General features: G+C 59.0%; 34 protein-coding genes. 1 reads left to right on the top strand and 33 read right to left on the bottom strand.

Annotated elements, in window-relative coordinates; all coding sequences use genetic code 11:
* Nucleotides 1-54: 54 nt before the first annotated feature.
* Both DM373_RS26515 and DM373_RS26510 read right to left on the bottom strand, forming a co-directional pair.
* On the bottom strand, nucleotides 55-603 hold the full coding sequence (locus tag DM373_RS26515) for a single-stranded DNA-binding protein (protein WP_110996355.1): 549 nt from the start codon (nucleotides 601-603) through the stop codon (nucleotides 55-57).
* Between the two features lie 9 nt (nucleotides 604-612).
* Nucleotides 613-2,007, bottom strand: coding sequence for an MFS transporter (locus tag DM373_RS26510; protein WP_110996354.1), 1,395 nt, complete (start codon nucleotides 2,005-2,007; stop codon nucleotides 613-615).
* A 129-nt stretch (nucleotides 2,008-2,136) separates the two neighbouring features.
* On the opposite strand from DM373_RS26510, the gene uvrA reads away from it, so the two are divergent.
* Nucleotides 2,137-4,971: an excinuclease ABC subunit UvrA gene (gene uvrA / locus DM373_RS26505; RefSeq protein WP_167409873.1), complete on the top strand. Its 2,835-nt coding sequence runs from the start codon at nucleotides 2,137-2,139 to the stop codon at nucleotides 4,969-4,971.
* 65 nt (nucleotides 4,972-5,036) lie between these two features.
* On the opposite strand, the gene bfr is transcribed toward uvrA, so the two are convergent.
* The 31 genes from bfr to DM373_RS26350 form a co-directional block, all read right to left on the bottom strand.
* Nucleotides 5,037-5,501, bottom strand: coding sequence for a bacterioferritin (bfr, locus tag DM373_RS26500; protein WP_110996353.1), 465 nt, complete (start codon nucleotides 5,499-5,501; stop codon nucleotides 5,037-5,039).
* A gap of 163 nt (nucleotides 5,502-5,664) precedes the next feature.
* A complete protein-coding gene (locus DM373_RS26495; RefSeq protein ID WP_110996352.1) occupies nucleotides 5,665-7,104 on the bottom strand; it encodes a catalase in 1,440 nt (479 codons plus the stop codon).
* Between the two features lie 171 nt (nucleotides 7,105-7,275).
* A complete protein-coding gene (gene rplQ, locus DM373_RS26490; protein ID WP_003255451.1) occupies nucleotides 7,276-7,662 on the bottom strand; it encodes a 50S ribosomal protein L17 in 387 nt (128 codons plus the stop codon).
* A 42-nt stretch (nucleotides 7,663-7,704) separates the two neighbouring features.
* A complete protein-coding gene (locus DM373_RS26485; protein WP_003255452.1) occupies nucleotides 7,705-8,706 on the bottom strand; it encodes a DNA-directed RNA polymerase subunit alpha in 1,002 nt (333 codons plus the stop codon).
* Nucleotides 8,707-8,728: 22 nt separating this feature from the next.
* Nucleotides 8,729-9,349, bottom strand: a complete 621-nt coding sequence (gene rpsD, locus DM373_RS26480) for a 30S ribosomal protein S4 (RefSeq protein WP_110996351.1) — start codon at nucleotides 9,347-9,349, stop codon at nucleotides 8,729-8,731.
* Nucleotides 9,350-9,364: 15 nt separating this feature from the next.
* Complete coding sequence (gene rpsK / locus DM373_RS26475) at nucleotides 9,365-9,754, bottom strand: 30S ribosomal protein S11 (RefSeq protein ID WP_003255454.1); 390 nt, start codon at nucleotides 9,752-9,754, stop codon at nucleotides 9,365-9,367.
* Between the two features lie 18 nt (nucleotides 9,755-9,772).
* Nucleotides 9,773-10,129, bottom strand: coding sequence for a 30S ribosomal protein S13 (gene rpsM / locus DM373_RS26470; RefSeq protein ID WP_003255457.1), 357 nt, complete (start codon nucleotides 10,127-10,129; stop codon nucleotides 9,773-9,775).
* A gap of 129 nt (nucleotides 10,130-10,258) precedes the next feature.
* Nucleotides 10,259-10,375 (bottom strand): 50S ribosomal protein L36, encoded by a 117-nt coding sequence (gene rpmJ, locus DM373_RS26465; protein WP_032116397.1) that lies wholly within the window; start codon nucleotides 10,373-10,375, stop codon nucleotides 10,259-10,261.
* A gap of 30 nt (nucleotides 10,376-10,405) precedes the next feature.
* On the bottom strand, nucleotides 10,406-11,737 hold the full coding sequence (gene secY, locus DM373_RS26460; protein WP_003257108.1) for a preprotein translocase subunit SecY: 1,332 nt from the start codon (nucleotides 11,735-11,737) through the stop codon (nucleotides 10,406-10,408).
* Nucleotides 11,738-12,172, bottom strand: a complete 435-nt coding sequence (rplO, locus tag DM373_RS26455) for a 50S ribosomal protein L15 (protein ID WP_110996350.1) — start codon at nucleotides 12,170-12,172, stop codon at nucleotides 11,738-11,740. It abuts the gene before it with no gap.
* A 3-nt stretch (nucleotides 12,173-12,175) separates the two neighbouring features.
* The gene (rpmD, locus tag DM373_RS26450) at nucleotides 12,176-12,352 is read right to left on the bottom strand and encodes a 50S ribosomal protein L30 (protein ID WP_011531895.1); all 177 of its coding nucleotides are present in this window, start codon (nucleotides 12,350-12,352) and stop codon (nucleotides 12,176-12,178) included.
* Between the two features lie 2 nt (nucleotides 12,353-12,354).
* The gene (rpsE, locus tag DM373_RS26445; protein WP_046857343.1) at nucleotides 12,355-12,855 is read right to left on the bottom strand and encodes a 30S ribosomal protein S5; all 501 of its coding nucleotides are present in this window, start codon (nucleotides 12,853-12,855) and stop codon (nucleotides 12,355-12,357) included.
* Nucleotides 12,856-12,858: 3 nt separating this feature from the next.
* Entirely contained in the window at nucleotides 12,859-13,209 is a 351-nt protein-coding gene (gene rplR / locus DM373_RS26440; RefSeq protein WP_011531893.1) for a 50S ribosomal protein L18, read from the bottom strand.
* Between the two features lie 10 nt (nucleotides 13,210-13,219).
* Complete coding sequence (rplF, locus tag DM373_RS26435) at nucleotides 13,220-13,753, bottom strand: 50S ribosomal protein L6 (RefSeq protein ID WP_110996349.1); 534 nt, start codon at nucleotides 13,751-13,753, stop codon at nucleotides 13,220-13,222.
* Nucleotides 13,754-13,765: 12 nt separating this feature from the next.
* On the bottom strand, nucleotides 13,766-14,158 hold the full coding sequence (gene rpsH, locus DM373_RS26430; protein ID WP_110996348.1) for a 30S ribosomal protein S8: 393 nt from the start codon (nucleotides 14,156-14,158) through the stop codon (nucleotides 13,766-13,768).
* 210 nt (nucleotides 14,159-14,368) lie between these two features.
* On the bottom strand, nucleotides 14,369-14,674 hold the full coding sequence (gene rpsN / locus DM373_RS26425) for a 30S ribosomal protein S14 (RefSeq protein ID WP_023629181.1): 306 nt from the start codon (nucleotides 14,672-14,674) through the stop codon (nucleotides 14,369-14,371).
* A gap of 13 nt (nucleotides 14,675-14,687) precedes the next feature.
* Entirely contained in the window at nucleotides 14,688-15,227 is a 540-nt protein-coding gene (gene rplE, locus DM373_RS26420) for a 50S ribosomal protein L5 (RefSeq protein ID WP_003255474.1), read from the bottom strand.
* Nucleotides 15,228-15,247: 20 nt separating this feature from the next.
* Nucleotides 15,248-15,562 carry a 50S ribosomal protein L24 gene (rplX, locus tag DM373_RS26415; RefSeq protein WP_023629180.1) on the bottom strand — a complete coding sequence of 105 codons (315 nt, stop codon included), beginning with the start codon at nucleotides 15,560-15,562 and terminating at the stop codon, nucleotides 15,248-15,250.
* Between the two features lie 11 nt (nucleotides 15,563-15,573).
* Nucleotides 15,574-15,942, bottom strand: coding sequence for a 50S ribosomal protein L14 (rplN, locus tag DM373_RS26410; protein ID WP_008089810.1), 369 nt, complete (start codon nucleotides 15,940-15,942; stop codon nucleotides 15,574-15,576).
* A 23-nt stretch (nucleotides 15,943-15,965) separates the two neighbouring features.
* Nucleotides 15,966-16,232, bottom strand: a complete 267-nt coding sequence (rpsQ, locus tag DM373_RS26405) for a 30S ribosomal protein S17 (protein WP_003255478.1) — start codon at nucleotides 16,230-16,232, stop codon at nucleotides 15,966-15,968.
* A gap of 2 nt (nucleotides 16,233-16,234) precedes the next feature.
* Nucleotides 16,235-16,426 carry a 50S ribosomal protein L29 gene (gene rpmC, locus DM373_RS26400; protein ID WP_002555481.1) on the bottom strand — a complete coding sequence of 64 codons (192 nt, stop codon included), beginning with the start codon at nucleotides 16,424-16,426 and terminating at the stop codon, nucleotides 16,235-16,237.
* Entirely contained in the window at nucleotides 16,426-16,839 is a 414-nt protein-coding gene (rplP, locus tag DM373_RS26395) for a 50S ribosomal protein L16 (RefSeq protein WP_009397508.1), read from the bottom strand. The genes rpmC and rplP overlap by 1 nt, the downstream gene beginning before the upstream one ends.
* A gap of 12 nt (nucleotides 16,840-16,851) precedes the next feature.
* Nucleotides 16,852-17,538 (bottom strand): 30S ribosomal protein S3, encoded by a 687-nt coding sequence (gene rpsC / locus DM373_RS26390; RefSeq protein ID WP_011531889.1) that lies wholly within the window; start codon nucleotides 17,536-17,538, stop codon nucleotides 16,852-16,854.
* Between the two features lie 13 nt (nucleotides 17,539-17,551).
* The gene (rplV, locus tag DM373_RS26385) at nucleotides 17,552-17,884 is read right to left on the bottom strand and encodes a 50S ribosomal protein L22 (protein WP_003103908.1); all 333 of its coding nucleotides are present in this window, start codon (nucleotides 17,882-17,884) and stop codon (nucleotides 17,552-17,554) included.
* Nucleotides 17,885-17,895: 11 nt separating this feature from the next.
* Nucleotides 17,896-18,171, bottom strand: a complete 276-nt coding sequence (gene rpsS / locus DM373_RS26380) for a 30S ribosomal protein S19 (protein WP_003255482.1) — start codon at nucleotides 18,169-18,171, stop codon at nucleotides 17,896-17,898.
* Between the two features lie 16 nt (nucleotides 18,172-18,187).
* Entirely contained in the window at nucleotides 18,188-19,012 is an 825-nt protein-coding gene (gene rplB, locus DM373_RS26375) for a 50S ribosomal protein L2 (RefSeq protein WP_003255483.1), read from the bottom strand.
* Between the two features lie 14 nt (nucleotides 19,013-19,026).
* Nucleotides 19,027-19,326, bottom strand: coding sequence for a 50S ribosomal protein L23 (gene rplW / locus DM373_RS26370; protein ID WP_003255484.1), 300 nt, complete (start codon nucleotides 19,324-19,326; stop codon nucleotides 19,027-19,029).
* Nucleotides 19,323-19,925, bottom strand: coding sequence for a 50S ribosomal protein L4 (gene rplD, locus DM373_RS26365; RefSeq protein WP_003255485.1), 603 nt, complete (start codon nucleotides 19,923-19,925; stop codon nucleotides 19,323-19,325). The genes rplW and rplD overlap by 4 nt, the downstream gene beginning before the upstream one ends.
* 12 nt (nucleotides 19,926-19,937) lie before the next feature.
* The gene (gene rplC / locus DM373_RS26360) at nucleotides 19,938-20,573 is read right to left on the bottom strand and encodes a 50S ribosomal protein L3 (protein ID WP_011531887.1); all 636 of its coding nucleotides are present in this window, start codon (nucleotides 20,571-20,573) and stop codon (nucleotides 19,938-19,940) included.
* 80 nt (nucleotides 20,574-20,653) lie between these two features.
* Entirely contained in the window at nucleotides 20,654-20,965 is a 312-nt protein-coding gene (gene rpsJ / locus DM373_RS26355) for a 30S ribosomal protein S10 (RefSeq protein WP_003186070.1), read from the bottom strand.
* Nucleotides 20,966-21,106: 141 nt separating this feature from the next.
* A partial coding sequence (locus tag DM373_RS26350; RefSeq protein ID WP_023835866.1) for an EF-Tu C-terminal domain-related protein occupies nucleotides 21,107-21,188 on the bottom strand: 82 nt, incomplete at its 5' end.

The raw sequence follows: 21,188 nt of genomic DNA, 5'->3' as shown, positions 1-21,188 counted from the left end.
CCCAGGGCACATGCCCTGGGTTTTTGGAGTTGGCGTGACGCCGACCGCTTGCGATCAGAACGGAATATCGTCGTCGAAGCTGTCGAAGTCAGCGGCTGGCTGCGGAGCCGGCTGCTGCGGCGCTGGGCGCTGTGGCGCCTGCTGAGGGCGCTGGGCTTGCTGGCGCGGGGCCTGGTTGTACTGCTGCTGGCCACCACCCTGGTTGTAGTTGTTGCCACCACCCTGGTTGTACTGGTCGCCGCCACCCTGCTGGTTCTGCGGACGGCCGCCGAGCAACTGCATGGTGCCGTTGATGTCGACGATGATCTCGGTGGTGTAGCGCTTGATGCCGTCTTTTTCCCACTCGCGGGTCTGCAGCTTGCCTTCGATGTACACCTGCGAACCTTTGCGCAGGTATTCGCCGGCGATTTCGGCAACCTTGCCGAACAGCGAAACGCGGTGCCACTCGGTGCGCTCGACCTTCTGGCCGGACTGCTTGTCGGTCCACTGCTCGCTGGTAGCCAGGCTCAGGTTGGTCACGGCGTTACCGTTGGGCAGGTAGCGGACTTCGGGATCCTGACCGCAGGTACCGACCAGAATGACTTTGTTAACCCCACGGGCCATAACGTTCTCCTAGGCTTCGCACGCCGAAGAGGCTGGGTTTACCAGACGCTCGAGGGTCGCACGGTCCAAAATTTTCGTATCCAGTTTGATATAGATGGCGGCTTCTTCTGCCACCACCACGGCGTCGGTCACACCCGGCACGGCCATCAGGCGCTCGGTAAGCCCGGCTTCCCGGACTGCCTCTGGCGTCAGCGGCATGCGCAGGCTGGTCACGTAAGGCGGCTCGTTCATGCGCAACGCAGTGACCAGCCACAGGGCACACAGCCCCGCGCAACCGAGAAACACCATGCTCAGGCCACCGTGCTGGAACAACCAGCCACCGATGATTCCTCCCAGCGCGGCACCCAGGAACTGACTGGTGGAGTACACACCCATTGCAGTCCCTTTGCCACCGGCGGGCGACACCTTGCTGACCAGCGAAGGCAAGGATGCCTCCAACAGGTTGAAGGCGGTAAAGAATACCACGGTGCCGATCACCAGTCCGCGCAAGTTGTCAGCCCACTGCCAGAAGAACAGCTCCACCAGCAGCAACACACTGACCGCGCCAAGCAGCACGCGTTTCATCTTGCGCTTCTTCTCGCCGTAGATGATGAAGGGGATCATTGCAAAAAATGAAACCAGCAGCGCGGTCAGGTACACCCACCAGTGCTCTTCCTTCGGCAGCCCGCCGCGTTCGACGAAGGCCAGCGGCAGCGCGACGAAGCTGGCCATGAGGATGGCGTGCAGGACGAAAATGCCCACGTCCAGGCGCAGAAGGTCCGGATGGCGCAGGGTCGGGCCCAGGGCCTGGCGGGCCACGCCGGACTCGCGGTGCTGCAGGGTCTTGTGGGTGTTGGGCACGACGAAGGCGATCAGGGCGATACCGACCAGGGCAAGTCCTGCAGTGGCGAGGAACAAGCCTGACAAGCCGAAGGCGCGAGTCAGCAGCGGCCCGACGACCATGGCCACGGCAAACGACAGGCCGATGCTCATGCCGATCATGGCCATGGCCTTGGTGCGGTGTTGCTCGCGGGTGAGGTCGGACAGCAGCGCCATGACGGCTGCGGAGATGGCCCCGGCGCCTTGCAGGATGCGCCCGGCGATCACGCCCCAGATCGAGTCGGCCTGGGCCGCCAGCACGCTGCCGAGGGCGAAGATCACCAAGCCCAGGTAGATCACCGGGCGGCGGCCGATGCGGTCGGAGATCATGCCGAACGGAATCTGCAGCACAGCCTGGGTGAGGCCATAGGCCCCGATGGCCAGGCCGATCAGCGTAGGCGTGGCACCGGCCAGGTCCATGCCGTAGGTGGCCAGCACCGGCAATACCATGAACATGCCCAGCATACGAAAGGCAAAGACCAGGGCCAGGCCGCTAGCCGCGCGGGTTTCGCTGCCACTCATGCGCTCGTTGTGGGTGTCGTGCATGGATTAACCTCGTGTGAACCGGCGGCGATTCTATCAGCCCGGCGGCTTGGCGGCATCTGCGCGACGCTTTGCCGCGTACTGGCAGCGCGCCGTATACTCCTTTGTTTATGCCCGCCGAGCGAGGCCGCAGTGGACAAGATCCTGATTCGTGGGGCACGTACCCACAACCTGAAGAACATCGACCTCACGCTACCGCGGGACAAGCTGATCGTGATCACCGGCCTGTCCGGCTCCGGCAAGTCGTCGCTGGCGTTCGACACCCTGTATGCCGAAGGCCAGCGCCGCTATGTGGAATCGCTCTCGGCCTACGCCCGGCAGTTCCTGTCGATGATGGAAAAGCCCGACGTCGACACCATCGAAGGCCTGTCGCCGGCGATTTCCATCGAGCAGAAGTCCACCTCGCACAACCCACGCTCCACCGTGGGCACCATCACCGAGATCTACGACTACCTGCGCCTGCTCTATGCGCGGGTGGGCACGCCGCGCTGCCCGGACCACGACATCCCGCTGGAAGCGCAAACGATCAGCCAGATGGTCGACCTGGTGCTGGAAAACCCCGAAGGCAGCAAGCTGATGCTGCTGGCGCCGGTGATCCGCGAGCGCAAGGGTGAGCACCTGGCGGTGTTCGACGAGCTGCGCGCCCAGGGCTTCGTGCGGGCGCGGGTCAACGGCAAGCTCTATGAGCTGGACGAGTTGCCCAAGCTGGACAAGCAGAAGAAGCACAGCATCGATGTGGTGGTGGACCGCTTCAAGGTGCGTGCCGACCTGCAACAGCGCCTGGCCGAGTCGTTCGAGACCGCGCTCAAGCTGGCGGACGGCATCGCCCTGGTCGCACCGATGGACGACGAGGACGGCGAAGAGACGATCTTCTCCGCGCGCTTCGCCTGCCCGATCTGCGGCCATGCGATCAGCGAGCTGGAACCGAAGCTGTTCTCCTTTAACAACCCGGCCGGCGCCTGCCCGACCTGCGATGGCCTGGGGGTGAAGCAGTTCTTCGATACCAAGCGCCTGGTCAACAGCGAGCTCACCCTGGCCGAGGGGGCGATACGCGGCTGGGACCGGCGTAACGTCTACTACTTCCAGATGCTCGGCTCGCTGGCGGCGCACTATGGCTTCAGCCTCGAACAGCCGTTCGGCGAGCTGTCGGCCGAGGACCAGAAGGTCATCCTGCACGGCAGCGGCAAGCAGAGCGTCGACTTCAAGTACCTCAACGACCGGGGCGATATCGTCAAGCGCTCGCACCCGTTCGAAGGCATCGTGCCCAACCTCGAGCGCCGCTACCGCGAGACCGAGTCGGCCACCGTGCGCGAAGAGCTGGCCAAGTTCCTGGGCACCCAGCCCTGCCCCGACTGCCGCGGCACCCGCCTGCGCCGTGAGGCGCGGCATGTGTGGGTGGGCGAGAAGACCCTGCCGGCGGTGACCAACCTGCCGATCGGTGAAGCCAGCAACTACTTCAGCGACCTGACCCTGAGCGGCCGTCGTGGCGAGATCGCGGCGAAAATCCTCAAGGAGATCTGCGAGCGCCTGCAATTCCTGGTCAACGTGGGCCTCGACTACCTGACCCTCGACCGCAGCGCCGACACCCTGTCCGGTGGCGAGGCCCAGCGGATCCGCCTGGCCAGCCAGATCGGCGCCGGCCTCGTGGGCGTCATGTACATCCTCGATGAACCGTCCATCGGCCTTCATCAACGGGACAACGACCGCCTGCTGGCCACCCTCAACCACCTGCGCGACCTGGGCAACACGGTGATCGTGGTGGAGCACGACGAGGACGCCATCCGCCTGGCCGACTACGTGGTGGATATCGGCCCCGGGGCCGGCGTGCATGGCGGGCAGATCGTCGCCGAGGGCACGCCGGACGAGGTGATGGCACACCCCGATTCGCTGACCGGCAAATACCTGTCCGGGCGCAAGAAGATCGTCGTGCCGGCCAAGCGCACCCCGCGCAACAAGAAGCTGTCGCTCAAGCTCAAGGGTGCGCGCGGCAACAACCTGCAGAACGTCGACCTGGAACTGCCGATTGGCCTTTTGACCTGCGTGACCGGTGTGTCCGGCTCGGGTAAATCGACGCTGATCAACAACACCCTGTTCCCCCTGGCGGCCACCGCGCTCAACGGTGCCAGCACCCTGGAGCCGGCGCCGCACAGCAGCATCGATGGCCTGCAACACCTGGACAAGGTGGTCGATATCGACCAGAGCCCGATCGGTCGCACTCCGCGTTCGAACCCCGCGACCTACACTGGCATCTTCACGCCGATCCGTGAGCTGTTCGCCGGTGTGCCGGAGGCGCGCTCCCGTGGCTATGGCCCGGGGCGCTTCTCATTCAACGTCAAGGGCGGGCGCTGCGAGGCGTGCCAGGGCGACGGCCTGATCAAGGTGGAAATGCACTTCCTGCCGGACATCTACGTGCCGTGCGACGTGTGCAAGAGCAAGCGCTATAACCGCGAAACCCTCGAGATCAAGTACAAGGGCAAGAACATCCACGAGGTGCTGGAAATGACCATCGAGGATGCCCGTGGGTTCTTCGACGCTGTACCGGCACTGGCGCGCAAGCTGCAGACGCTGATGGACGTGGGGCTTTCCTACATCAAGCTGGGGCAGTCAGCCACCACGCTGTCGGGCGGCGAGGCGCAGCGGGTCAAGCTGTCGCGCGAGCTGTCCAAGCGCGATACCGGCAAGACCCTGTACATCCTCGACGAGCCGACCACTGGCTTGCACTTCGCCGACATCCAGCAACTGCTGGACGTGCTGCATCGCCTGCGCGATCACGGCAACACCGTGGTGGTCATCGAGCACAACCTGGATGTGATCAAGACGGCGGACTGGTTGGTGGACCTTGGGCCGGAGGGTGGCTCCAAGGGTGGGCAGATCATTGCCGTCGGTACGCCTGAAGAGCTGGCCGAGAAACAGCAGTCCTATACCGGGCACTATCTGAAACCACTGCTGGAGCGAGACCGGGCCTGATCTAGCACCCATGAAAAAGCCCCTGTCATGCGAGTGACAGGGGCTTTTTTGCAGCTGCGGATAACTTACATCTGCGACTGCAGGTAGTTTTCCAGGCCGATGGCCTTGATCAGGCCCTGCTGCTTCTCCAGCCAGTAGGTGTGATCTTCTTCAGTATCGGCCAACTGCGCGCGCAGGATGTCGCGGCTGATGTAGTCCTTGTGCAGCTCGCACAGCTCGATGCCCTTGCACAGCGCGGCGCGGACTTTGTACTCGAGCTTGAGGTCGGCCGCGATCATCTCGGGCACGGTTTTACCCACTTCCAGATCGTCAGCGCGCATGTCCGGGGTGCCTTCGAGCATGAGGATACGGCGCATCAGCGCATCGGCGTGCTGCGTCTCTTCTTCCATCTCGTGGTTGATGCGTTCGAAGAGCTTGCCCAGGCCCCAATCTTCATACATCCGCGAATGGATGAAGTATTGATCGCGTGCTGCCAGTTCGCCCTTCAGCAACATGACGAGGTAGTTGATTACGTCCGGGTGACCTTGCATCGCCCTGCTTCTCCCTGTGAATGCTTCGATAGCTCATAGTTTGAACCAGCTTTTGCGCGTGGTCACGGGAAAATGCGCAATTAACGGCAAATAATCGGCTAAACCGTAGTGATTTTCATTGAAAAACCGCCCAAATGAGGGCGGTTCTTTTTATCACTTCGACTTAGGCGAGGGTTATACCCAAAGCCTTGGCAATTCCCTCTGCATAGGCCGGATCCGCCTTGTAGAAGTGCTGCAGTTGACGCTGGACGACGTCTTCGCTGACGTTGGCCATGGTGCCGGCGATGTTGTCGATCAGCAGCGCCCGCTGTTCGTTGCTCATCAGACGGAACAGTGCGCCGGCATGGCTGTAGTAGTCGTTGTCCTCGCGGTGATCGTAGCGATCAGCCGCACCCTCGAGGGCCAGCGACGGCTCGGCATGACGCGGCGACTGCTTGGGTGCATCGCTGAAGCTGTTCGGCTCGTAGTTAGGCGCGCTGCCGTAGCTGCCGCTGGCCATGGCGCCATCGCGCTGGTAGCTGTGCACAGGACTGCGCGGCGCGTTCACCGGCAGATGCTGGTGATTGGTACCCACGCGGTAGCGGTGGGCGTCGGCGTAGGCGAATACGCGGCCTTGCAGCATACGGTCCGGCGACAGCCCCACACCCGGGACCATGTTGCTCGGGCCGAACGTGGCCTGCTCGACTTCGGCGAAGTAGTTGAGCGGGTTGCGGTTGAGCTCCAGCACACCAACCTCGATCAGCGGGTAGTCCTTTTGCGACCAGGTCTTGGTCACGTCGAACGGGTTCTCCTGACGGCTTGCGGCCTCGGCTTCGCTCATCACCTGAATGCACACGGTCCAACGCGGGTAATCGCCACGCTCGATGGCCTCGAACAGGTCGCGCTGGGCGTAATCAGGGTCGCTGCCGGCCAGGCGGGCTGCTTCGGCAGGCGCCAGGTTCTTGATGCCCTGTTGTGTCTTGTAGTGCCATTTGACCCAGGTGCGCTCACCCTTGTCGTTGATCAGGCTGTAGGTATGGCTGCCGAAACCGTGCATGTGGCGGTAACCGTCCGGAATGCCGCGATCGGAGAACAGGATGGTGACCTGATGCAGCGCCTCGGGCGAATGCGACCAGAAGTCCCACATCATCTGGGCATTCTTCAGGTTGCTCTGCGGGTGGCGCTTCTGGGTGTGAATGAAATCCGGGAATTTCAGCGGGTCGCGAATGAAGAAGACCGGCGTGTTGTTGCCGACGATGTCCCAGTTACCTTCCTCGGTGTAGAACTTGACCGCAAAGCCACGCGGGTCGCGCTCGGTATCGGCAGAGCCGCGCTCGCCACCCACGGTGGAGAAGCGCAGGAAGGTCTCGGTCTGCTTGCCGACGGCGCTGAACAGCTTGGCACTGGTGTAGCCGGTGATGTCGCGGGTAACGGTGAAGGTACCGTAGGCGCCCGAGCCTTTGGCGTGCACACGGCGCTCGGGAATGTTCTCGCGGTTGAAGTGAGCGAGCTTCTCGAGCAGGTGGAAATCGTCGAGCAGCAGCGGGCCGCGCGGGCCTGCGGAACGGGAATTCTGGTTATCGGCTACAGGTGCACCGCTGGCGGTGGTGAGAATCTTGCTCATGGGCTCTCCTTATCGATCTTGAACGGCCGGCTAATCGGCTTGGAGAGAGTATCGACGAGCAGTGTTACACGAACAAATTCATTGCCTGACTTGCATCAATAGAAAATGACAATTCATCGAGCAACAAAAAACCGGGCACTAGGCCCGGTTCTTTGTTGCAGACAGAACGTCTTACTCGGCAGCTTCTACAGCACCACCGACCGGACGATCAACCAGCTCGACGTACGCCATAGGCGCGTTGTCGCCAGCGCGGAAACCGCACTTCAGGATGCGCAGGTAACCGCCCTGACGGGTGGCGTAGCGCTTGCCCAGATCGTTGAACAGTTTGCCAACAGCGGACTTCGAACGAGTACGGTCGAAGGCCAGACGGCGGTTGGCAACGCTGTCTTCCTTGGCCAGGGTGATCAGCGGCTCGGCAACGCGGCGCAGTTCCTTGGCTTTCGGCAGGGTGGTTTTGATCAGCTCGTGCTCGATCAGCGACACAGCCATGTTCTGGAACATAGCTTTGCGGTGAGAGCTGGTACGGCTCAGGTGACGTCCACTTTTACGATGACGCATGATTCATTCCTTACCAAACACAACGTTCGGTGATTACGACGATCAGGCTGTCGCCTTGTCGTCTTTCTTAAGGCTTGCAGGCGGCCAGTTGTCGAGGCGCATGCCGAGAGACAGACCACGGGAGGCCAGGACGTCCTTGATTTCAGTCAGGGACTTCTTGCCCAGGTTAGGAGTCTTCAACAGCTCTACTTCGGTACGCTGAATCAGGTCGCCGATGTAGTAGATGTTCTCCGCCTTGAGGCAGTTGGCCGAACGTACGGTCAGTTCCAGGTCGTCAACCGGGCGCAGCAGGATCGGATCGATCTCGTCTTCCTGCTCGACCACGACCGGCTCGCTGTCACCTTTGAGGTCGACGAACGCGGCCAGCTGCTGTTGCAGGATGGTCGCGGCACGACGGATGGCCTCTTCAGGATCCAGGGTACCGTTGGTTTCCAGATCGATGACCAGCTTGTCCAGGTTGGTACGCTGTTCAACACGGGCGTTCTCGACCACATAGGCGATACGACGCACCGGGCTGAACGAAGCGTCCAGCTGCAGACGGCCAATGCTACGGCTTTCGTCTTCGTCGGTCTGACGGGAGTCGGCCGGCTCGTAACCGCGACCACGAGCTACAGTGAGCTTCATGTTCAGGGCGCCGTTGGACGCCAGGTTCGCGATTACGTGATCGGGGTTGACGATCTCGACATCGTGATCCAGCTGAATATCGGCAGCGGTAACCACCCCCGAACCCTTTTTCGACAAGGTCAGCGTAACTTCGTCACGACCGTGCAGCTTGATAGCCAGGCCTTTCAGGTTCAACAGGATTTCAATGACGTCTTCCTGTACACCTTCGATCGCGGAGTACTCGTGGAGTACGCCATCGATCTCGGCCTCGACTACTGCACAGCCAGGCATGGAGGACAACAGGATGCGGCGCAGCGCGTTGCCCAGGGTATGGCCGAAGCCACGCTCGAGAGGCTCGAGCGTGATCTTGGCGCGGGTTGGACTGACAACCTGCACATCAATGTGGCGGGGTGTCAGAAACTCATTTACCGAAATCTGCATGGATGCACCTATTTTCTAGCCCTTACTTGGAGTAGAGCTCGACAATCAGGTTTTCGTTGATGTCGGCGGACAGGTCGCTGCGAGCAGGAACGTTCTTGAAAACGCCCGACTTTTTAGCAGCATCCACGTCTACCCACTCAACGCGGCCACGCTGAGAGCACAGTTCAAGGGCTTGAACAATGCGCAGCTGGTTCAGCGACTTCTCGCGAACCGCGACCACGTCACCCGGACGAACTTGGTAGGATGGAATGTTCACGGTCTTGCCGTTGACGCTGATTGCTTTGTGCGAAACCAGCTGACGGGACTCGGAACGGGTAGAACCGAAGCCCATACGGTAGACGACGTTGTCCAGACGGGACTCGAGCATCTGCAGCAGGTTCTCACCAGTGGCGCCTTTCTTCGAGGCAGCCGCTTGGTAGTAACCGCGGAATTGACGCTCCAGAACACCGTAGATACGACGAACTTTTTGTTTCTCGCGCAGCTGGGTACCGTAGTCGGACTGACGGCCACGGCGCTGGCCGTGGATACCTGGGGCTGCTTCGATGTTGCACTTCGATTCCAGAGCGCGAACGCCGCTCTTCAGGAACAGGTCAGTGCCTTCACGGCGAGACAGTTTGCATTTTGGACCAATGTAACGTGCCATTTATCTGTCTCCTGATTACACGCGACGCTTCTTCGGCGGACGGCACCCGTTATGCGGGATTGGCGTCACGTCGGTGATGCTGGCGATCTTGTAGCCGCAGCTGTTCAGTGCACGAACGGCGGATTCACGACCCGGACCTGGACCCTTGACGTTGACGTCGAGGTTTTTCAGGCCGTATTCCAGCGCAGCTTGACCAGCACGCTCAGCAGCGATCTGGGCTGCGAACGGGGTGGATTTGCGCGAACCACGGAAACCCGAACCACCGGAGGTCGCCCAGGACAGTGCGTTGCCCTGACGGTCGGTGATGGTCACGATGGTGTTGTTGAAAGACGCATGGATGTGGGCGATGCCATCAACCACTGTCTTTTTGACTTTTTTACGAGGACGAGCAGCAGGTTTTGCCATGTCTATATTCCTGGGCGATTACTTGCGGATCGGCTTACGCGGGCCCTTACGGGTGCGTGCGTTGGTCTTGGTGCGCTGACCGCGAACCGGCAGACCTTTACGATGACGCAGGCCGCGGTAGCAACCCAGGTCCATCAAGCGTTTGATCTTCATGTTGATGTCACGACGCAGGTCACCTTCGGTGGTGAACTTCGCAACTTCGCCACGCAGGGTTTCGATTTGCTCGTCGCTCAGATCCTTGATCTTTGCGGCTGGGTTGACACCAGCGTCTGCACAGATTTTCTGTGCAGTAGTGCGACCGACACCATAGATGTAGGTCAGCGAGATAACAGTATGCTTGTTATCTGGAATGTTGACGCCTGCAATACGGGCCATTCAGTGGGACTCCAATTGACAGCTACCTACGCCCCGGAAGCCAAGAAATAGGGCGCGAGATAATATCGCTGTAGAAACGAATAATCAACCCAGCAGCACACTAGCTGCTGGGTTTGACGCAGATCACACTCAGCCTTGGCGCTGCTTGTGACGCGGTTCCACGCTGCAGATCACGCGCACGATACCTTCGCGACGAATGATCTTGCAGTTGCGGCACAGCTTTTTCACCGATGCACGAACTTTCATTACCGACTCCTCGAACCTTAAGGGGCTAGATCAGCGCAGCAGACCGCTGCCGCCGTAGCCTTTCAGGTTGGCTTTCTTCATCAGGGATTCGTACTGGTGCGAAACGAGGTGCGATTGTACTTGGGACATGAAGTCCATCACAACCACTACCACAATCAGCAACGAGGTCCCGCCAAGGTAGAACGGCACGTTTGCAGCCACCACCAGGAACTGGGGCAGCAGGCACACGGCCATCATGTAAAGAGCACCGAACATGGTCAAACGGGTCAGAACGCCATCAATGTAGCGCGCCGACTGCTCACCAGGACGGATACCCGGAATAAAGGCACCGGACTTCTTCAGGTTTTCCGCTACGTCTTTCGGATTGAACATCAACGCTGTGTAGAAGAAGCAGAAGAAAATGATCCCTGCACTAAACAGCAGAATGTTCAACGGCTGACCAGGAGCGATCGACTGCGAGATGTCCTGCAGCCAGCCCATACCTTCGGACTGACCGAACCAGGCACCCAGCGAAGCCGGGAACAGCAAGATGCTGCTCGCGAAAATGGCCGGGATTACGCCCGCCATGTTCACTTTCAGCGGCAGGTGGCTGGTCTGCGCAGCGAAGACCTTGCGGCCCTGCTGACGCTTGGCGTAGTGAACGGCGATACGACGCTGACCACGCTCAATGAACACCACGAAACCGATAATCGCTACTGCAAGCAAACCGATTGCGACCAGGGCGAAGATGTTGATATCGCCTGTGCGTGCAGACTCGAAAGACTGCCCGATTGCTCTCGGAAGACCGGCAACGATACCTGCGAAGATCAACATCGAGATACCGTTGCCCACACCGCGCTCGGTGATCTGCTCACCCAGCCACATCATGAACATCGCGCCTGCCACGAAGGTGGAGACGGCGACAACATGGAAGCCGAGGCCAACAGAAAACGCCACGCCCTGGTTGGCCAGGCCAATGGACATGCCAATGGCTTGAACCAGCGCCAGGATAACGGTGCCGTAGCGGGTGTACTGGCTGATCTTGCGACGGCCAGCTTCACCTTCCTTCTTCAACTGCTCCAGCTGCGGGCTGACAGCGGTCATGAGCTGCATGATGATCGATGCCGAGATGTACGGCATGATCCCCAGTGCAAAGATGCTCATGCGCTCCAGCGCGCCGCCGGAAAACATGTTGAACAAGCTAAGAATGGTCCCCTCATTCTGCCGGAACAGATCCGCGAGACGGTCCGGGTTAATGCCTGGTACCGGGATGTGCGCGCCAATCCGATAGACGATGATCGCCATGAACAGAAAACGCAGACGAGCCCAGAGTTCCGACATCCCGCCCTTACCGAGCGAAGAGAGAGCACCTTGCTTAGCCATTTATTCCTCGAACTTGCCGCCAGCTGCTTCGATAGCCGCACGTGCACCTTTGGTGACGGCGATACCCTTGAGGGTGACTGCGCGAGTGACTTCGCCCGACAGCATGATTTTCACACGCTGTACGTGCTGGCCGATCACGTTGGCGTCCTTGAGGGACTGAACGGTGATCAGATCGCCTTCCACCTTGGCCAGCTCGGACAGACGCACTTCTGCGCGGTCCATGGCTTTCAGGGATACGAAGCCGAACTTCGGCAGGCGACGGTGCAGCGGCTGTTGACCGCCTTCGAAGCCTGGAGCAATGGTGCCACCGGAACGCGAAGTCTGACCTTTGTGACCACGGCCACCAGTCTTGCCCAGACCGCTACCGATACCACGGCCCGGACGGTGCTTCTCGCGACGGGAACCCGGCGCTGGACTCAGATCATTGAGTTTCATCGATTAACCCTCGACCTTCAGCATGTAGTAAGCCTTGTTGATCATCCCGCGGTTCTCGGGAGTATCCTGGACTTCTACAGTGTGACCGATACGACGCAGACCCAGACCCTTGACGCACAGTTTGTGGTTAGGGATGCGGCCCGAGACGCTCTTGATCAGCGTAACTTTAACGGTTGCCATGATCAGCGGATCTCCTCAACAGTCTTGCCGCGCTTGGCAGCAATGGACTCAGGGGATTGCATGGCTTTCAGACCCTTGAAGGTGGCGTGTACCACGTTCACTGGGTTGGTCGAGCCGTAGCACTTGGCCAGGACGTTCTGAACGCCAGCAACTTCCAGGACGGCACGCATTGCGCCACCGGCGATGATACCGGTACCTTCCGAGGCAGGCTGCATGTAAACCTTCGAGGCGCCGTGGGCGGCCTTGGTGGCGTACTGCAGGGTGGTGCCTTTCAGGTCAACCTGAATCATGTTGCGACGAGCAGCTTCCATGGCTTTCTGGATCGCAGCTGGTACTTCGCGCGATTTGCCACGGCCGAAGCCAACGCGGCCCTTGCCATCACCTACCACGGTCAGCGCGGTGAAGGTGAAGATACGGCCGCCCTTGACGGTCTTGGCAACGCGGTTAACTTGAACCAGCTTCTCGATGTAGCCTTCGTCGCGCTTTTGATCGTTATTTGCCATAACTTAGAACTCCAGCCCGCCTTCACGAGCAGCATCAGCCAGCGCTTTGACGCGGCCATGGTACTTGAAGCCGGAACGGTCAAAGGCAACTTGAGATACACCGGCGGCTTTCGCACGCTCAGCTACCAGCTTGCCAACCTTAGTGGCCGCGTCGATGTTGCCGGTGGCACCATCACGCAGTTCTTTGTCCAAGGTCGAGGCACTTGCCAGAACCTTGCTGCCGTCGGCCGAGATGACCTGGGCGTAGATGTGCTGCGAGGAGCGGAACACGCACAGACGCACGGCTTCGAGCTCGTGCATTTTCAGGCGTGCTTTGCGAGCGCGACGCAGTCGAGTAACTTTTTTGTCGGTCATTTGCTAGGCCCTACTTCTTCTTGGCTTCTTTACGACGGACTACTTCGTCCGCGTAACGCACACCCTTGCCCTTGTAAGGCTCTGGCGGACGGAAACCGCGGACTTCAGCGGCCACCTGACCTACCAGCTGCTTATCGATACCCTTGATCAGGATGTCGGTCTGGCTAGGAGTTTCAGCGGTGATACCGGCTGGCAGTTCGTAATCCACTGGGTGCGAGAAGCCCAGAGCCAGGTTCAGGATGGTGCCCTTGGCCTGTGCCTTGTAACCAACACCGACCAGCTGGAGCTTGCGCTCGAAGCCTTGGCTTACGCCCTGGACCATGTTGTTCACCAGGGCGCGGGTGGTACCGGCCATGGCGCGAGCTTGCTGATCACCGTTGCGAGCGACGAAACGCAGCTCGCCAGCTTCTTCGGTAACTTCAACAGACGAGTGAACGTTCAGTTCGAGAGTGCCCTTGGCACCCTTCACCGAAAGCTGCTGACCGGCGAATTTGACTTCGACGCCTGCTGGCAGCTTAACGGGGTTCTTAGCGACGCGAGACATGCCTATCTCCCCTTAGAACACTGTGCACAGAACTTCGCCGCCGACACCGGCAGCGCGCGCAGCGCGGTCAGTCATCACACCTTTGTTGGTGGAGACGATAGACACGCCCAGACCGCCACGTACTTTCGGCAGGTCAGTGACGGCCTTGTACTGGCGCAGGCCTGGACGGCTGGTGCGCTTCAGTTCCTCAATGACCGGACGGCCTTCGAAGTACTTCAGTTCGATCGACAGGGAAGGCTTGGCTTCGCCGCTGACTTCGTAGCCGGCGATGTAACCTTCGTCTTTCAGTACTTTGGCAACCGCGACCTTCAGCGTGGAGGAAGGCATGCTTACGACAGACTTTTCAGCCATCTGGGCATTACGGATGCGAGTTAGCATGTCCGCTAACGGGTCCTGCATACTCATGGGCTAGATGCTCCTGATACAAGAATTATTAGCCTTGCGGCTATCACAACCACCCGGGCAGGCAGGGTAAAAAACCCAGGCTCAGGTGAGCCGGTCATTCTAGACACAAGGCAGAAACGAAACAAGCCCCATATAGGGGCTTGTTTCTTTGCGAGGTCACCGGCGGTCGGAAGATCTCTCCCCTTCCGCCGGTGGTCACGCCAACTGGGATTACCAGCTAGCCTTGACCAGACCTGGCACATCACCACGCATGGCGGCTTCGCGCAGCTTGTTACGGCCGAGGCCGAACTTGCGGTACACGCCGTGCGGACGACCGGTGATGCGGCAGCGGTTACGCATGCGCGAAGCGCTGGCGTCACGTGGCTGCTTCTGCAGGGCGACAACGGCAGCGAAACGCTCTTCAGGAGAGGCGTTCAGGTTGACGATGGTCGCTTTCAGCTCGGCACGCTTTTTAGCGTACTTGGCTACCGTGAGCTGACGCTTCAGCTCGCGGTTTTTCATGCTCTTCTTGGCCATTTTCCTACTCCAATCAGTTGCGGAACGGGAACTTGAAAGCACGCAGCAGAGCGCGGCCTTCGTCGTCCGAACGAGCAGTGGTGGTCAGGGTGATGTCCAAACCGCGCAGAGCATCGATCTTGTCGTAGTCGATTTCCGGGAAGATGATCTGCTCTTTCACGCCCATGCTGTAGTTGCCACGGCCATCGAAGGACTTGGCATTCAGGCCGCGGAAGTCGCGAACCCGAGGCAGGGAGATCGCCAGCAGGCGGTCCAGGAATTCGTACATCTTGTCGCTACGCAGGGTCACCTTGACGCCGATCGGCCAGCCCTCACGGACTTTGAAGCCCGCGATGGATTTACGAGCGAAAGTCACGACCGGCTTTTGACCGGTGATCTTTTCCAGGTCAGCAACAGCGTGCTCGATGACTTTCTTGTCGCCGATCGCTTCGCCCAGACCCATGTTCAGGGTGATTTTGGTAACGCGAGGAACTTCCATCACGTTCGACAGCTTAAGTTCTTCCTTAAGCTTAGGAGCGATTTCGTTCCGGTAAATCTCTTTCAGTCGTGCCATGGTCTTCTACCTAGCAGTGTTCAAGCATCAACCGCTTTTTGGGTCGACTTGAAGACACGAATTTTCTTACCTTCTTCTACTTTGAAACCAACGCGGTCAGCTTTGTTGGTTTCGCTGTTGAAGATGGCAACGTTGGAAGCGTGCAGTGGCGCTTCTTTCTCGACGATACCGCCCTGGACGCCCGCCATCGGGTTAGGCTTGGTATGACGCTTGACCAGGTTGACACCACCGATGACCAGACGGTCATCAGCGAGAACCTTCAGCACCTTACCGCGCTTACCTTTGTCTTTGCCGGCGATCACGATGATCTCGTCGTCACGACGAATCTTTTGCATGTCGGATCTCCTTAGAGCACTTCAGGGGCGAGCGAGACGATCTTCATGAACTTCTCGGTACGAAGTTCACGGGTCACTGGCCCGAAGATGCGAGTGCCGATCGGCTCTTGCTTGGTGTTCAGCAGAACAGCAGCGTTGCCGTCGAAACGAATGATGGAACCGTCAGCGCGACGTACACCGTGACGGGTACGGACGACAACAGCAGTCATCACTTGGCCTTTTTTGACCTTACCGCGCGGAATTGCTTCCTTGACGGTTACCTTGATGATGTCACCGATGCCGGCGTAACGGCGGTGCGAACCGCCGAGCACCTTGATGCACATGACGCGACGAGCGCCGCTGTTATCGGCCACATCGAGCATGGATTGAGTCTGAATCATAAAATTTCTCCGACCCCTAGCCCTTAGACTTCAACAGCGCGTTCGAGGACTTCAACCAGTGCCCAGGACTTGGTCTTGGCCAGCGGACGGGTTTCGCGAATGGAAACCTTGTCGCCGATCTTGCACTGGTTGGCTTCGTCGTGCGCGTGCAGCTTAGTCGAACGCTTAACGTATTTACCGTAGATCGGGTGCTTTACGCGACGCTCGATCAGAACGGTGATGGTCTTGTCCATTTTGTCGCTGACGACACGGCCAGTCAGCGTACGGACGGTTTTTTCAGCTTCAGCCATGATCACTTACCTGCCTGCTGGTTGAGCACAGTTTTCACGCGAGCGATGTCACGCTTAACTTGCGAGAGCAGGTGCGACTGCCCCAACTGGCCAGTTGCTTTCTGCATGCGCAGATTGAACTGGTCGCGCAGCAAGCCGAGCAGTTGCTCATTCAGTTGCTGTGCGGATTTTTCACGAAGTTCATTCGCTTTCATCACATCACCGTCCGCTTAACAAAGGAGGTGGCGAGTGGCAGCTTTGCAGCGGCCAGGGCGAAAGCTTCGCGCGCCAGCTCTTCAGAAACACCCTCGATCTCGTACAGGACTTTGCCTGGCTGAATCTGGGCAACCCAGTATTCCACGGAACCCTTACCTTTACCCATCCGCACTTCGAGAGGCTTCTTGGTAACCGGCTTGTCCGGGAACACACGGATCCAGATCTTGCCGCCACGCTTAACGTGACGGGTCAGGGCACGACGTGCCGACTCGATCTGGCGAGCGGTGAGACGACCGCGGGCGACAGCTTTCAGAGCGAACTCGCCGAAGCTGACCTTGCTACCGCGCAGTGCCAGACCACGGTTGTGGCCAGTCATCTGCTTGCGGAATTTTGTACGCTTTGGTTGCAACATTTGGCGTACCCCTTACTTAGCAGCTTTTTTACGAGGCGCTGGTGCTTGAGGCTTCAGCTCTTCCTGGCGACCACCAATCACTTCGCCTTTGAAGATCCAAACCTTGACACCGATCACACCGTAGGTGGTGTGAGCTTCGTAGGTGTTGTAGTCGATATCGGCACGCAGGGTGTGCAGGGGCACACGACCTTCGCGATACCACTCGGTACGTGCGATCTCGGCACCGCCGAGACGACCGCTCACCTGGATCTTGATGCCCTTGGCACCAATACGCATGGCGTTCTGTACGGCGCGCTTCATGGCGCGACGGAACATTACGCGGCGTTCCAGCTGCTGGGCTACGCTCTGAGCAACCAGCATAGCGTCGAGTTCCGGCTTGCGGATCTCTTCGATGTTGATGTGCACAGGCACACCCATCTGCTTGGTCAGGTCCTGACGCAGCTTCTCAACATCTTCACCTTTCTTGCCGATAACGATACCGGGACGAGCGGTGTGGATGGTGATGCGTGCAGTTTGAGCCGGACGATGAATATCGATACGGCTTACGGACGCGCTTTTTAGTTTGTCTTGGAGGTACTCGCGAGTTTGCAGATCCTTCAGCAGGTAATCTGCGTAAGTCGCGCCGTCTGCGTACCAGACGGAGGTGTGCTCCTTGACGATTCCCAGGCGAATGCCAGTGGGATGTACTTTCTGACCCATCTGATCGACTCCGTTACTTGTCCGCAACCTTGACAGTGATATGGCAAGACCGCTTGACGATGCGATCAGCGCGGCCTTTGGCACGCGGCATGATGCGCTTCAGCGAACGCCCTTCGTTGACGAAGACGGTGGAGACCTTCAGGTCATCAACGTCTGCGCCTTCGTTGTGTTCGGCGTTGGCAACGGCCGACTCGAGGACTTTCTTCATGATTTCAGCGGCTTTTTTGCTGCTGAAGGCCAACAGGTTGAGCGCTTCGCCCACCTTCTTCCCGCGGATCTGGTCGGCGACCAAGCGGGCTTTCTGGGCGGAGATGCGAGCGCCCGACAACTTAGCGGCTACTTCCATTTCCTTACCCCTTAACGCTTGGCTTTCTTGTCAGCCACGTGCCCGCGATAGGTGCGGGTACCGGCGAACTCGCCCAGTTTGTGGCCGACCATGTCTTCGTTCACGAGAACTGGGACGTGTTGGCGACCGTTGTGTACCGCGATGGTCAGACCGACCATTTGTGGCAGGATCATCGAACGGCGCGACCAGGTTTTAACTGGCTTGCGATCGTTCTTCTCCACCGCCACTTCGACCTTCTTCAACAGGTGAAGATCGATAAAAGGACCTTTTTTCAGAGAACGTGGCACTGTCGTATCCCTCTAGTTACTTGCGACGACGGACGATCATGTTGTCGGTACGCTTATTACCACGGGTTTTAGCACCCTTGGTTGGGAAGCCCCATGGCGATACCGGATGACGACCACCAGAGGTACGACCTTCACCACCACCATGCGGGTGGTCAACCGGGTTCATGGCAACACCACGAACGGTTGGGCGAACGCCGCGCCAGCGTTTGGCACCAGCTTTACCCAGCGAACGCAGGCTGTGCTCGGAGTTCGAGACTTCGCCCAGGGTCGCACGGCACTCAGCCAGGACTTTACGCATTTCACCAGAGCGCAGACGCAGGGTCACGTAGACACCTTCGCGAGCGATCAGCTGAGCCGAAGCACCAGCGGAACGAGCGATCTGAGCACCTTTACCCGGCTTCAGTTCGATGCCGTGAATGGTGCTACCTACTGGGATGTTGCGCAGCTGCAGGGAGTTACCGGCCTTGATTGGGGCCAGGGCACCTGCGATCAGCTGGTCGCCAGCGCTCACGCCTTTAGGGGCGATGATGTAGCGACGCTCACCGTCTGCGTAGCACAGCAGGGCGATGTGAGCAGTACGGTTCGGGTCGTATTCGATACGCTCGACGGTGGCTGGAATGCCATCCTTGTCGTTGCGACGGAAGTCGACCAGACGGTAGTGCTGCTTATGACCACCACCCACGTGACGCGTGGTGATGCGGCCATTGTTGTTACGACCACCAGACTTCGATTTTTTCTCGATCAGCGGTGCGTGAGGAGCGCCTTTGTGCAGCTCCTTGTTGACCACCTTGACCACAAAACGGCGGCCAGGGGAAGTCGGTTTGCATTTAACGATTGCCATGATGCACCCCTTCCTTACTCAGCACTGCTGCTGAAATCGAGATCTTGGCCTGGCTGAAGGGAGACGATCGCCTTCTTCCAGTCATTACGCTTGCCCAGACCACGTGCGGTACGCTTGGTTTTACCCAGAACGTTAACAGTCGACACGTTTTCAACTTTTACGTTGAACAGGCCTTCGACAGCTTTCTTGATTTCCAGCTTGGTTGCATCGGTAGCAACCTTGAATACGAACTGGCCTTTCTTCTCAGCCAGAACGGTAGCCTTCTCGGAAACGTGCGGGCCAAGGAGGACTTTGAATACGCGTTCCTGGTTCATCCCAGCAGCTCCTCGAATTTCTTCACGGCCGAGACGGTGATCAACACCTTCTCGTATGCGATCAGACTGACCGGGTCGGAACCTTGAACGTCACGTACATCGACGTGCGGCAGGTTGCGAGCAGCCAGGTACAGGTTCTGATCAACAGCGTCGGAAACGATGAGAACATCGCTCAGACCCATGCCGTTCAGCTTGTTCAGCAGGTCTTTGGTTTTCGGGGCTTCAACAGCGAAGTCCTGAACCACGACCAGACGGTCGCTACGCACCAGCTCAGCGAGGATGGAGCGCAGAGCTGCGCGATACATCTTCTTGTTGAGCTTCTGCGAGTGATCCTGAGGACGAGCTGCGAAGGTTACACCACCGCCACGCCAGATCGGACCACGGGTAGTACCGGCACGAGCACGGCCAGTACCTTTCTGACGCCATGGGCGCTTACCGCCACCGGCTACGTCAGAACGGGTCTTCTGCTGCTTGGTGCCCTGACGGCCGCCGGCCATGTAGGCCACGACTGCTTGGTGTACCAGCGTCTCGTTGAATTCGCCACCGAAAGTCAGTTCGGAAACTTCGATCGCCTGAGCGTCATTTACATTAAGTTGCATGTCAGTTTCCCCTTACCCGCGAGCCTTGACAGCTGGACGCACAACCACGTCGCCGCCAGTAGCGCCTGGAACGGCACCCTTGATCAGCAGCAGGTTGCGTTCAGCGTCTACGCGTACTACTTCCAGGGACTGCACAGTCACGCGCTCAGCGCCCATGTGACCGGACATTTTCTTGCCCTTGAATACACGACCAGGAGTCTGGCACTGGCCGATGGAGCCAGGGACACGGTGCGATACGGAGTTACCGTGGGTGTTATCTTGACCACGGAAGTTCCAACGCTTGATGGTACCGGCGAAGCCTTTACCTTTGGACTGACCGGTTACGTCTACCAGCTGGCCTGCAGTGAAGAGTTCAGCTTTGATCAGATCGCCAGCCTGGAAATCGCCTTCTTCAAGACGGAACTCCCAGACACCGCGACCAGCGGCAACGTTGGCCTTGGCAAAGTGGCCAGCCTGAGCGGCGGTCACACGCGAAGCACGACGCTCGCCGACAGTGACTTGCACTGCACGGTAGCCATCAGTTTCTTCGGTTTTGAACTGGGTGACGCGATTCGGCTCGATCTCAATGACCGTGACCGGAATGGAGACACCTTCTTCGGTGAAAATACGGGTCATACCCGCTTTTCGACCGACTACACCAATAGTCATGTTGTAAACCTCATGAGTGTACGGGGCTTTCACCCGCTATGGCCGCCCATTTCAGAGCGTTACACGACCAGACCGAAGTCTTAGCCGAGGCTGATCTGTACTTCCACGCCGGCCGCCAGATCAAGCTTCATCAGCGCGTCAACGGTTTTATCCGTTGGCTGGACGATGTCCAGAACACGCTTATGAGTGCGAATCTCGTACTGGTCACGCGCGTCTTTGTTGACGTGCGGGGAGACCAGAACGGTGAAACGCTCTTTGCGGGTAGGCAGTGGAATTGGACCACGCACTTGTGCACCAGTACGTTTCGCGGTTTCCACGATTTCCTGGGTGGATTGGTCGATCAGGCGATGGTCGAAAGCCTTCAACCTGATACGGATTTGCTGATTTTGCATTGGATTTCAGACTCCAGGCTGTTCCCAACGGACGCACTACGCCCGCTAAAAGGAGGCGTGATTCTATAGACGCCCCAATTTAGTGTCAACCCAATAAAAAAAGCCCCCGCTGAGCGGGGGCTTTTTCAATCGGTCGAGTGATTACTCGATGATTTTGGCTACGACGCCGGCGCCGACGGTACGACCGCCTTCACGGATGGCGAAGCGCAGACCGTCTTCCATT

Origin of the sequence: Pseudomonas sichuanensis (assembly GCF_003231305.1) — a bacterium.
Lineage (GTDB): Bacteria > Pseudomonadota > Gammaproteobacteria > Pseudomonadales > Pseudomonadaceae > Aquipseudomonas > Aquipseudomonas sichuanensis.
Note: the sequence above shows the minus strand (reverse complement) of the source record. Positions and strands in the feature narration are given on the sequence as shown.

What these genes read in the sequence shown, in the direction of transcription:
- rplE (WP_003255474.1), bottom strand. Translation starts at nt 15,227, where the DNA reads ATGGCACGACTGAAAGAGATTTACCGGAACGAAATCGCTCCTAAGCTT.
- rplC (WP_011531887.1), bottom strand. Translation starts at nt 20,573, where the DNA reads ATGACTATTGGTGTAGTCGGTCGAAAAGCGGGTATGACCCGTATTTTC.
- rpsK (WP_003255454.1), bottom strand. Translation starts at nt 9,754, where the DNA reads ATGGCAAAACCTGCTGCTCGTCCTCGTAAAAAAGTCAAAAAGACAGTG.
- rpsJ (WP_003186070.1), bottom strand. Translation starts at nt 20,965, where the DNA reads ATGCAAAATCAGCAAATCCGTATCAGGTTGAAGGCTTTCGACCATCGC.
- rplR (WP_011531893.1), bottom strand. Translation starts at nt 13,209, where the DNA reads ATGACCGACAAAAAAGTTACTCGACTGCGTCGCGCTCGCAAAGCACGC.
- rplP (WP_009397508.1), bottom strand. Translation starts at nt 16,839, where the DNA reads ATGTTGCAACCAAAGCGTACAAAATTCCGCAAGCAGATGACTGGCCAC.
- rplX (WP_023629180.1), bottom strand. Translation starts at nt 15,562, where the DNA reads ATGCAAAAGATTCGTCGTGACGACGAGATCATCGTGATCGCCGGCAAA.
- rplN (WP_008089810.1), bottom strand. Translation starts at nt 15,942, where the DNA reads ATGATTCAGACTCAATCCATGCTCGATGTGGCCGATAACAGCGGCGCT.
- rplB (WP_003255483.1), bottom strand. Translation starts at nt 19,012, where the DNA reads ATGGCAATCGTTAAATGCAAACCGACTTCCCCTGGCCGCCGTTTTGTG.
- rplO (WP_110996350.1), bottom strand. Translation starts at nt 12,172, where the DNA reads ATGAAACTCAATGATCTGAGTCCAGCGCCGGGTTCCCGTCGCGAGAAG.
- rpsH (WP_110996348.1), bottom strand. Translation starts at nt 14,158, where the DNA reads ATGAGTATGCAGGACCCGTTAGCGGACATGCTAACTCGCATCCGTAAT.
- bfr (WP_110996353.1), bottom strand. Translation starts at nt 5,501, where the DNA reads ATGCAAGGTCACCCGGACGTAATCAACTACCTCGTCATGTTGCTGAAG.
- rpsE (WP_046857343.1), bottom strand. Translation starts at nt 12,855, where the DNA reads ATGGCAAATAACGATCAAAAGCGCGACGAAGGCTACATCGAGAAGCTG.
- rplV (WP_003103908.1), bottom strand. Translation starts at nt 17,884, where the DNA reads ATGGAAGTAGCCGCTAAGTTGTCGGGCGCTCGCATCTCCGCCCAGAAA.
- rpsC (WP_011531889.1), bottom strand. Translation starts at nt 17,538, where the DNA reads ATGGGTCAGAAAGTACATCCCACTGGCATTCGCCTGGGAATCGTCAAG.
- DM373_RS26510 (WP_110996354.1), bottom strand. Translation starts at nt 2,007, where the DNA reads ATGCACGACACCCACAACGAGCGCATGAGTGGCAGCGAAACCCGCGCG.
- rplD (WP_003255485.1), bottom strand. Translation starts at nt 19,925, where the DNA reads ATGCAACTTAATGTAAATGACGCTCAGGCGATCGAAGTTTCCGAACTG.
- DM373_RS26495 (WP_110996352.1), bottom strand. Translation starts at nt 7,104, where the DNA reads ATGAGCAAGATTCTCACCACCGCCAGCGGTGCACCTGTAGCCGATAAC.
- rplW (WP_003255484.1), bottom strand. Translation starts at nt 19,326, where the DNA reads ATGAACCAGGAACGCGTATTCAAAGTCCTCCTTGGCCCGCACGTTTCC.
- rpsM (WP_003255457.1), bottom strand. Translation starts at nt 10,129, where the DNA reads ATGGCCCGTATTGCAGGCGTCAACATTCCAGATAACAAGCATACTGTT.
- rpsQ (WP_003255478.1), bottom strand. Translation starts at nt 16,232, where the DNA reads ATGGCTGAAGCTGAAAAAACCGTCCGTACGCTGACTGGCCGTGTCGTC.
- rpsD (WP_110996351.1), bottom strand. Translation starts at nt 9,349, where the DNA reads ATGGCACGTTACATTGGTCCAAAATGCAAACTGTCTCGCCGTGAAGGC.
- rpmJ (WP_032116397.1), bottom strand. Translation starts at nt 10,375, where the DNA reads ATGAAAGTTCGTGCATCGGTGAAAAAGCTGTGCCGCAACTGCAAGATC.
- rplQ (WP_003255451.1), bottom strand. Translation starts at nt 7,662, where the DNA reads ATGCGTCATCGTAAAAGTGGACGTCACCTGAGCCGTACCAGCTCTCAC.
- rpmC (WP_002555481.1), bottom strand. Translation starts at nt 16,426, where the DNA reads ATGAAAGCGAATGAACTTCGTGAAAAATCCGCACAGCAACTGAATGAG.
- secY (WP_003257108.1), bottom strand. Translation starts at nt 11,737, where the DNA reads ATGGCTAAGCAAGGTGCTCTCTCTTCGCTCGGTAAGGGCGGGATGTCG.
- rplF (WP_110996349.1), bottom strand. Translation starts at nt 13,753, where the DNA reads ATGTCTCGCGTCGCTAAGAACCCCGTTAAGCTGCCAGCAGGCGTCGAA.
- DM373_RS26515 (WP_110996355.1), bottom strand. Translation starts at nt 603, where the DNA reads ATGGCCCGTGGGGTTAACAAAGTCATTCTGGTCGGTACCTGCGGTCAG.
- DM373_RS26485 (WP_003255452.1), bottom strand. Translation starts at nt 8,706, where the DNA reads ATGCAGATTTCGGTAAATGAGTTTCTGACACCCCGCCACATTGATGTG.
- rpmD (WP_011531895.1), bottom strand. Translation starts at nt 12,352, where the DNA reads ATGGCAACCGTTAAAGTTACGCTGATCAAGAGCGTCTCGGGCCGCATC.
- rpsN (WP_023629181.1), bottom strand. Translation starts at nt 14,674, where the DNA reads ATGGCCAAGAAGAGCATGAAAAACCGCGAGCTGAAGCGTCAGCTCACG.